Raw genomic sequence first — 9,804 nt, forward strand, 5'->3', positions numbered from 1 at the left:
TTCTACACGGCTCCGGGCACGCTGAGCCAGCGACTGAGCGCGAGTCCCGGAGGTTCCCGCCGTTCACGCACACCCCACGTTCGCACACTGCCCGGGCGTGCCGCACGGAAGGTGCCCCTCCGTACCACGGACACGGTGCCCGAACGTACTACTCCTCGCGCATCCACTGCTGCATCACCGTCAACAGGTGATCGGGGTCGACCGGCTTCGTCACATAGTCGGACGCGCCCGACTCGATCGCCTTCTCCCGGTCGCCCTTCATCGCCTTGGCGGTCAGCGCGATGATCGGCAGCCCGGCGAACTGCGGCATCCGACGGATCGCCGTGGTCGTCGCGTACCCGTCCATCTCGGGCATCATGATGTCCATCAGGACGACCGCCACGTCCTCGTGCTGTTCCAGCACCTCGATGCCCTCGCGCCCGTTCTCCGCGTACAGCACGGACAGCCCGTGCTGCTCCAGGACGCTGGTGAGCGCGAAGACGTTGCGGATGTCGTCGTCGACGATCAGCACCTTCTGCCCGCCGAACCGGATCCCGCGGCTGGAGTGCGACGTCGTCTCCTGCTCGGCGCCCGGCTGCCGCTCCCGCACCGCGGGCAGTTCCTCGGTCTCGGCCGAGCGGCGACGACGGCGGAACAGCGCCGCCGCACCGTTCTGCGCGTCCTGGTACGACCGCACCTCGGCCGGCGTCTCGACCTCCGTCTCCGGCAGCTCGTCAACGGCGGCCCCGGAGGCCGCGGGCAGCTCGCCTCCCCCGGCGGGGGGCAGGGGCTGCGGGTAGCCGTGCGAGGGCAGCTCGCTCGGGCGCAGCGGGAGGTAGAGCGTGAAGGTCGAACCACGGCCCGGCTCGCTCTGCGCGTGGATCTCACCGCCCAGCAGCTGCGCGATCTCCCGCGAGATGGACAGCCCGAGGCCCGTACCGCCGTACTTGCGGCTGGTGGTGCCGTCGGCCTGCTTGAACGCCTCGAAGATCACCCGCATCTTGCTGGCCGCGATCCCGATCCCGGTGTCGCTCACGGAGAACGCGATCAGCTCGGCGTCCGGGTCGGTCATCGAACCCGCCTCCAGCAACTGCTCCCGGATGCCCTGCGGAACATCGTTCCGGGCCGGCCTGATGACCAGCTCGACCGCCCCCGAGTCGGTGAACTTCACCGCGTTGGACAGCAGGTTGCGCAGCACCTGGAGCAGCCGCTGCTCGTCGGTGTGCAGCGTGGCGGGCAGCTCGGGCGACACCCGCACCGACAGGTCCAGGCCCTTCTCCGCGGTCAGCGGCCGGAAGGTGGCCTCCACGTAGTCGACGAGCTGGACGAGCGCGATGCGCGTCGGGGAGACGTCCATCTTGCCCGCCTCGACCTTCGACAGGTCGAGGATGTCGTTGATGAGCTGGAGCAGGTCGGAACCGGCACCGTGGATCGTCTCGGCGAACTCGACCTGCTTGGGCGACAGGTTGGCGTCGGCGTTGTCGGCGAGCAGCTTGGCCAGGATCAGCAGCGAGTTGAGCGGCGTACGCAGCTCGTGGGACATGTTGGCCAGGAACTCGCTCTTGTAGCGCATCGAGACCGCCAGTTGCTCGGCGCGCTCCTCCAGGACCTGCCGCGCCTCCTCGATCTCGGTGTTCTTCACCTCGATGTCGCGGTTCTGCTGCGCCAGCAGCTCGGCCTTCTCCTCCAGTTCGGCGTTGGACGACTGGAGCGCCTTCTGCCGCTGCTCCAGCTCCTCGGACCGCTCGCGCAGTTGCTCGGTCAGCTCCTGCGACTGGCTCAGCAGTACCTCCGTCTTGGTGTTGACGGAGATCGTGTTGACGCTGGTCGCGATCATCTCGGCGATCTGGTTGAGGAAGTCCCTCTGGATCTGCGTGAACGGCGTGAAGGACGCCAGCTCGATCACGCCGAGCACCTGCCCCTCGAACAGCACCGGCAGCACGATCACCTGGGCCGGCGGGGCCTCCCCGAGCCCGGAGGAGATCTTCAGATAGCCGTTCGGCGCGTTCTCCACGAGGATCGTGCGCTTCTCCTCGGCGGCCGTGCCGACCAGCGCCTCCCCCGGCCGGAAGGACGTGGGCATCGACCCCATCGAGTAGCCGTACGACCCCAGCATGCGCAGCTCGTACTGCTCCTCCTGGGCGCCCGCCTGATCCTGGCCGTCGACGACCAGGGGCATCGCGAGGAAGAAGGCCCCGTGCTGCGCGGAGACCACCGGGGTCAGCTCGCTCATGATCAGCGAGGCGACGTCCTGGAGGTCCCGGCGGCCCTGCATCAGTCCCGAGATGCGGGCCAGGTTGCCCTTGAGCCAGTCCTGCTCCTTGTTGGCGATCGTGGTGTCGCGCAGGTTGGCGATCATCTTGTTGATGTAGTCCTGCAGCTCGGAGATCTCGCCGGAGGCGTCCACGTCGATCTTCAGATTCAGGTCGCCGCGCGTCACCGCGGTCGCCACGCGCGCGATGGCGCGCACCTGCCGGGTGAGGTTCCCGGCCATCTCGTTCACCGACTCGGTCAGGTCCCGCCAGGTGCCGTCGACGTCCCGCACGCGTGCCTGACCGCCCAGCTGGCCCTCCGTGCCCACCTCACGGGCCACGCGCGTGACCTCCTCGGCGAAGGACGACAGCTGGTCGACCATCGTGTTGATGGTCGTCTTCAGCTCCAGGATCTCGCCGCGCGCGTCGATGTCGATCTTCTTGGTCAGGTCACCCTTGGCGATGGCGGTGGTGACCATGGCGATGTTGCGCACCTGACCGGTCAGGTTGGACGCCATCTGGTTCACCGACTCGGTGAGGTCCTTCCACGTACCCGACACGCCCGGCACGTGCGCCTGGCCGCCGAGGATGCCGTCCGTGCCCACCTCGCGGGCCACCTTGGTGACCTGCTCGGCGAACGAACTCAGCGTCTTCACCATGGTGTTGAACGTCTCGGCCAGCTGGTGGACCTCACCGCGCGCCTCGATCGTCACCGTCCGCGTCAGGTCGCCGTTGGCGACGGCGGCGGCCACCTGGGAGATGTTCCGCACCTGGACGGTGAGGTTCTTCGCCATCAGGTTGACGTTGTCGCTCAGGTCCTTCCAGATGCCCACGACGCCGGGCACGTGCGCCTGGCCGCCGAGGATGCCCTCCGTACCCACCTCGCGGGCCACGCGCGTGACCTGCTCCGCGAAGGACGACAACTGGTCGACCATCGTGTTGACGGTGGTGACGAGTTCGAGGATCTCGCCCTTGGCGTCGACGGTGATCTTCTTCGACAGGTCGCCCTTGGCCACCGCCGTGGTGACCTCGGCGATGTTGCGGACCTGCATGGTCAGGTTGTTGGCCATGCCGTTCACCGACTGCGTGAGGTCCTTCCAGGTGCCGGAGACACCCTGCACCTCCGCCTGGCCGCCGAGGATGCCCTCGGTGCCCACCTCACGCGCGACGCGCGTGACCTCCTGGGCGAACGACGACAGCTGATCCACCATCGTGTTCAGCGTGTTCTTCAGCTCCAGGATCTCCCCGCGCGCGTCCACGGTGATCTTCTGGGACAGGTCACCGCGCGCCACCGCCGTGGCGACCTGCGCGATGTTGCGGACCTGCGCGGTGAGGTTGCCGGCCATGCCGTTCACCGAGTCGGTCAGGTCGCGCCACACACCGGCGACCCCGGGCACCTGGGCCTGACCGCCGAGGCGGCCCTCCGTGCCCACCTCACGGGCCACCCTCGTGACCTGCTCCGCGAAGGACGACAACTGGTCGACCATCGTGTTGATGGTGTTCTTCAGCTCCAGGATCTCCCCGCGCGCGTCCACGGTGATCTTCTGGGACAGGTCACCGCGCGCCACGGCCGTCGTCACCTGCGCGATGTTCCGCACCTGCGAGGTCAGGTTCCCCGCCATCGAGTTGACGGAGTCCGTGAGCTCCTTCCAGGTCCCCGACACGCCGTCGACCCGGGCCTGACCGCCGAGCCGGCCCTCCGTGCCCACGTCCCGGGCCATCCGGGTCACCTGGTCGGCGAAGCTGGAGAGCTGGTCGACCATGGTGTTGACGGTGTTCTTCAGCTGGAGCATCTCGCCGGAGACGTCCACGGTGACCTTCTGCGACAGGTCGCCGTTGGCCACCGCAGTCGTCACCTGGGCGATGTTCCGCACCTGGCCGGTGAGGTTGCGGAACGCGGTGTTGACGGAGTCCGTCAGGTCCTTCCACGTCCCCGCCGCGCCCGGCACCTGCGCCTGACCGCCCAGCTCGCCCTCGACCCCGACCTCGCGGGCCACCCGGGTCACCTCGGCACCGAAGCTGGAGAGCTGGTCCACCATCGTGTTGACGGTGTTCTTCAGCTCCAGCATCTCGCCGGCCACGTCCACGGTGACCTTCTGCGACAGGTCACCACTGGCCACCGCCGTCGTCACCGCGGCGATGTCGCGCACCTGAGTGGTCAGGTTCCGGAAGACGGTGTTGACGGAGTCCGTCAGGTCCTTCCAGATACCGGCCGCACCCGGCACGTTCGCCTGGCCGCCCAGCTGGCCCTCGCCACCGGTCTCGTTGGCCACGCGCGTGACCTCGTCCGCGAAGATCCGCAGCGTCTCGGTCATCTGGTTGATCGTCTCGGCGAGCTGCGCGACCTCGCCCCGGGCCGGCACCGTCACCTTCTTCGACAGATCGCCGTTGGCGACCGCCGTCGTCACGTGCGAGATCTCACGCACCTGGGCAGTGAGGTTCCCGGCCATGGTGTTGACGGAGTCGGTCAGCTCCTTCCACACCCCGGCCACGCCCGGCACCTGGGCCTGCCCGCCCAGGGCCCCCTCGGTGCCCACCTCCCGGGCCACGCGCGTCACCTCGGAGGAGAATGCCGAGAGCTGGTCCACCATCGTGTTGACGGTGTTCTTCAGCTCCAGCATCTCGCCGGCCACGTGCACCGTGACCTTCCGCGACAGGTCGCCCTTGGCCACCGCCGTCGTCACCAGCGCGATGTCCCGCACCTGAGCGGTGAGCCGGTACGCCATGGTGTTGACGGAGTCCGTGAGGTCCTTCCACGAACCGGACATACCGCGCACCCGGGCCTGTCCGCCCAGCTTGCCCTCGGTACCGACCTCGCTGGCCACCCGCGTGACCTCGTCGGTGAAGGTCGACAACTGGTCGACCAGGTTGTTCACGGTCCGCCCGACCTTCAGGAACTCACCGCGCAGCGGCTGCCCGGCCCCTTCCTCCACCTGCGTCCGCAGCTCCATGCGCGGCGACAGATCACCGTCCGCCACCGCCGACAGCACCCGGCTGACCTCGGAGACGGGCCGTACGAGATCGTCGACCAGCGCGTTCGAGTTGTCGATCGCGGTCGCCCAGGACCCCTCGCAGGCCCCCGTCTCCAGCCGCTCGGTGAGTTTTCCCTCACGTCCGACCACGCGCCGCACCCGCGCCAGCTCACCCGTGAGGTGCAGATTGCGGTCGGCCACCTCGTTGAAGACTGCGGCGATCTCGGACATCACGCCGTCGCCTGACACCGTCAGCCGTTTGCGGAAGTTTCCCTCACGCATGGACACGAGCGCCGCGAGCAGACGATTCAGGGCGGCCGTGTCCACCGTCGTACTACCGCCCCGCGATTTGCCCTTGTTACTCAGGGACTGTCCGCCTTTCGCGCGCGTCTTCGTGGCCCGCGTCGCTGCGCCAGACTCCACTGTGTCCCTCCCGCAGGGGTCGACCGATACTGCTGTGCCCGGCTGCCACCGCTCGGCGGACCGGTTACTGCCGCGTACTTCCCATGATGCCGAGCGATCAGGTCCGGCTCACCGGACCCGCTCCAGGGGCTGCTGCCCACCCCACTCGGCGCGCATTCACCTGCCCGGACCTTCATCAGCAGCCTGCCCAGTGTTTCACCATGCCGCACCGGGCATGTCGACCCACGACCGTAACCCACAGCTCGCCTCCCGCGTTGAATAACTGGGCAGGGCTTGTCCTTCGCCGGATTCCGGTCCAGCGAGAAGCGGGCCTTCGGGCCAAGCGGAGTCACAACAGTTCGGCAGCTTCTCTCGAAGCTCTTCAGCCGGCCTGTGACGCGAGACGCGTCCCGTCGGTGTTCAGGGGTGTCCCTCCAGGGGATATAGGGGGAGACCCCTGAACACCGATCCACCGGCCCGACTACCCTGTAGCAGTCGAACCGGGGAATCGGGCATGGAGGGCAGGGGGCGCCGACGCATGGGGAGTTCTGTGATCACCGCGCGCGCGGCCGCCAGCTTCGAGCCCGTCGGACGGTCCGTGGCGAGTGCCCGGTCCTTCGTCCGCGACACGCTCCAGGGCTGGGGCCATGCCGACATCGTCGACGACGCCGTGGTGCTGACCAGCGAGCTGGTGACCAACGCGGTGGTGCACGCCGGCACCACCGCCGACGTCGAGTGCATGCGCAGCGACGACGGTGTACGGATCGAGGTCGCCGACCACTATCCGGAGCGCGAGGTCCCGCTCCAGGGCTCCCCCGCCAACATGGGCAGCCCCGACCGCGAGGGCGGCCGCGGCCTCCAGCTGTGCGCGGCCCTGGCCGACCGCTGGGGCGTCGAGTACACGCCCACGCACAAGAACGTCTGGTTCCACCTCCATCTGCCCGAGCGCCCGGTCGGCACCCGCGCCGCCGGCCCCGCGCTCCCCGCCGCCCTGCTCCCGCTCGCCGACGGCCGGGTCCGCGTCGCCCTCGTCCAGATCGACCGCACCGGCTCCGTCACGTCCTGGAACGAGGACGCCGAGGAACTCTTCGGCTACCCCGCCGACCAGGTCACCGGCAAGCCGCTCACCGACTTCGCCGCCTGGCCGCACACCCCGGGCACCAGCACCGGCATCGCCGAGGCGCTCCAGCTCTCCCGCTGGGAGGGCAGCTACGGCATAAGAGGCGCCAACGGCCGCGTCACACCGGTGTACGCCTCCCACCTGCGCGTCCGCGACGTCGGCGGCGAACCCTCCACGGTCTGCCTCCTCGTCCGGGACCACGAACGCGCGGTCCTGCAGACCCCGATGCGCGTACCGGCCGCCGACTCCTCGTCCTCCGAGGGCCAGAGCACCGACCCCTTCGAGGTGTTCATCGGCTCCCCCGCCCCGGACGACCTCGACGGACTCCTCCAGCGCACGGTCGAACGCGCCCGCGACATGCTCGACGCCGACGCCGCCTTCCTGCTGCTGGCGACCGACGACGAGACGGAGCTGGAGGTCCGCGCCTCCACCGGCCTGCCCTCCGCCCGCCAGCGCTTCGCCCGCGTCCCCGTGGAGGCCGGCCCCGGCCGCTACGGCTCCGCGCGCATGCCCGCCGTCCACGACGACCTCGCGGCCGTCCCCGGCGCCGTCCCGCTGCTGAACGGCACCGGTATGCGCTCGGTCGTCACCGTCCCCCTCAAGGTCGAGGGCCGCCTCACCGGCTCGCTCGGTGTCGCCGCCGAGGCCGCGGGGCGGTACTCCAACGAGGAGGCGCTGCGCCTCCAGTTCGCCGCCGACCGCATCGCCCTGGCCGTCGAGTCGGCCCGCCTGGGCGAGCTGGAGCGGCTGCGCCGCGGCTCCCTCAGCTTCCTCGTCGAGGCCTCCGACCTCCTCGCCGGCACCCTGGACCGGGACCAGACGCTGGCCCTGATGGCCCAGATGACGGTCCCCACCCTCGCCACCTGGTGCGCCGTCTACACCATCGCCGACCAGGCCTCCGACCCGTATCTCTCCTACGTCCTGCACGAGGACGAGGAGCTCATCGACGGCATCAAGTCCCTGCTGTCGAAGATCGCGCCGCCCGACCCGGTCCCCACCCCGGGCGCCCGCGTCTGGACGGCACCCGCCGACATGGCCCACCAGGCCGCGCTGCGCACCTCCATGCGCGACCTCGGCCTGAGCGGCAGCCCGACACACCAGTTGAGCACCGGTATCGGCCCGACCCTCGCCACCGCCTCCGCGGTGGGCGGCGAGACCGTGGTCCTGCCGCTGGTCGCCCGCAACCGCGTCATCGGCATGCTCACCCTGGGCAAGCCCACCGACGACCACTTCCGCCAGGAGATCCTCGAACTCGCCGAGGACCTGTCCCGCCGTGCCGCCCTGGCCCTGGACAACGCCCGCCTGTACTCGGAGCGCACGGCCATCAGCCAGTCCCTCCAGCGCAGCCTCCTGCCGCCCGAACTGCCCCTGATCGACGGCGTCGAGGTCGAGGTCATCTACCGCGCGGCCGGCGAGGGCAACGAGGTCGGCGGAGACTTCTACGACCTCTTCCCGATCAGCGACGGCGCCTACGGCTTCGCCATCGGCGACGTCTGCGGTACGGGCCCGAACGCGGCCGCCGTCACGGGCCTGGCCCGGCACGCCCTGCGCCTGCTCGCCCGCGAGGGTCTCAGCGGCCCCGCGGTCCTGGAGCGCCTCAACTCGGCCATCCTCGACGAGGGCGCCCGCAGCCGCTTCCTCACGCTGCTGTACGGCGAGATGCGCCCGCAGGACGACGGCAGCGCGGAGTTGAAGGTGGTCTGCGCCGGGCACCCGCTCCCACTCCGGCTGCGCCAGGACGGCTCGGTCGAACCGGCCGCCGAGCCCCAGCCGCTCCTCGGCGTGATCGAGGACCTGGAGCTCTACGAGCAGAGGGTCACCCTCGACCCGGGCGACGTCCTGCTCTGTGTCACGGACGGCGTGACCGAACGCCGCGAGGGCACCCGCATGCTGGGTGACGACGGCCTCGCCGACGTCCTCACGTCGTGCACGGGTCTGACGGCGGGTGCGGTGGCCGCGCGCATCATGCGCGCGGTGGAGCGCTTCGCCTCTGACGCCCCGTCCGACGACATGGCGATTCTCGCGATGCGCGTCCCGGAGCCGCACGCGGACTGATCAGGGCATGCGAAAGGCCCCGCCCAATTGGGCGGGGCCTTTGTAGTGGAGCCCCCAAACGGAATCGAACCGTTGACCTTCTCCTTACCATGGAGACGCTCTACCGACTGAGCTATAGGGGCCTGTCGCTTTCGGGCTTCCCCGCCGCAACGGAATAGATCATACCCCGAACAAGCCGGTGCTCCCAACCACGGAGTTCATCCGAACGCGGGTTGCAGAAGTCCGCCCAGGGCGTTGCACGCGGACACGATCCGCTGCATGTCCCGCCTGGTCAACGATGCCTCGACCGGCAGCGCGAGGGTCTCGTCGACGGCCCGCTCGGTCTCGGGCAACGACACGCATCGCCGGAATCCCGGCAACCGGTGCACGGGTGTCTTCACCGGCACCCTGCACTCGACTCCGCGTCCCCGCACGGCACGTGCGAACGCGTCCCGGTCCGGCCGGCCGTTCCCCGGCACTCGCACGACGTACTGCTGATAGGTGTGCCCGTCGCCCCAGTCGGGGGTCCGCACGCCCCTCAGCTTCCCGTCGAGATAGGCCGCCCGCTCCCTGCGCCGCGCTATCTCGTCGTACGGCACCTCGGACTCGCCCTGCTCCAGCACGAGCAGTCCGTGCCGCTGTCCGATCGCGTGCAGCGGACCCATGTCCGCGGGGCGTCCGAACCGGTGCACGGCGACGATGGCCGCGGTCCGGGACGTCAAAGACGCCTCCACCGCGGAGGCGTCGAGGCAGTACGTCGCCGGATCTATGTCGGCGAACACCGGCAGCGCGCCGGCGAGAGCCACGGCCTCGGCGACTTCCACGTTCCCGAAGGCAGGTACGACGACCTCGTCGCCGACTCCTACGCCGGCGGCCCTGAGCATTGCTGAGGTACCCATACGAGCGATCGTCGTAGCGCAATGTGAACTTCAAGTGACGGAAAACAAAAAAGGGTTGGACCCAGAACCGAAGTTCTGGGTCCAACCCTTTCAATGATTGTTCGGCGGCGTCCTACTCTCCCACAGGGTCCCCCCTGCAGTACCAT

Annotated in this window: 3 protein-coding genes and 1 tRNA gene; 1 reads left to right on the forward strand and 3 read right to left on the reverse strand. The window is 69.5% G+C overall.

Annotation, left to right across the window (positions count from 1 at the left end):
• Positions 1–148 precede the first annotated feature (148 nt).
• Entirely contained in the window at positions 149–5,626 is a 5,478-nt protein-coding gene (locus ACFWR9_RS28440; RefSeq protein WP_383846773.1) for a HAMP domain-containing protein, read from the reverse strand.
• Positions 5,627–6,119: 493 nt separating this feature from the next.
• Here ACFWR9_RS28440 and ACFWR9_RS28445 point away from each other — a divergent pair, with 493 nt between their 5' ends.
• Positions 6,120–8,780, forward strand: a complete 2,661-nt coding sequence (locus ACFWR9_RS28445; RefSeq protein WP_383846775.1) for a SpoIIE family protein phosphatase — start codon at positions 6,120–6,122, stop codon at positions 8,778–8,780.
• A 46-nt stretch (positions 8,781–8,826) separates the two neighbouring features.
• Here ACFWR9_RS28445 and ACFWR9_RS28450 read toward each other — a convergent pair.
• Together ACFWR9_RS28450 and ACFWR9_RS28455 are read right to left on the reverse strand one after the other, a co-directional pair.
• Positions 8,827–8,902 (reverse strand) — tRNA-Thr (locus ACFWR9_RS28450).
• A gap of 75 nt (positions 8,903–8,977) precedes the next feature.
• A complete protein-coding gene (locus ACFWR9_RS28455; protein ID WP_383846787.1) occupies positions 8,978–9,643 on the reverse strand; it encodes a DegT/DnrJ/EryC1/StrS family aminotransferase in 666 nt (221 codons plus the stop codon).
• Positions 9,644–9,804 lie beyond the last annotated feature (161 nt).

It is taken from the genome of Streptomyces sp. NPDC058534 (genome assembly GCF_042717365.1).
Classification (GTDB): Bacteria; Actinomycetota; Actinomycetes; order Streptomycetales; family Streptomycetaceae; genus Streptomyces.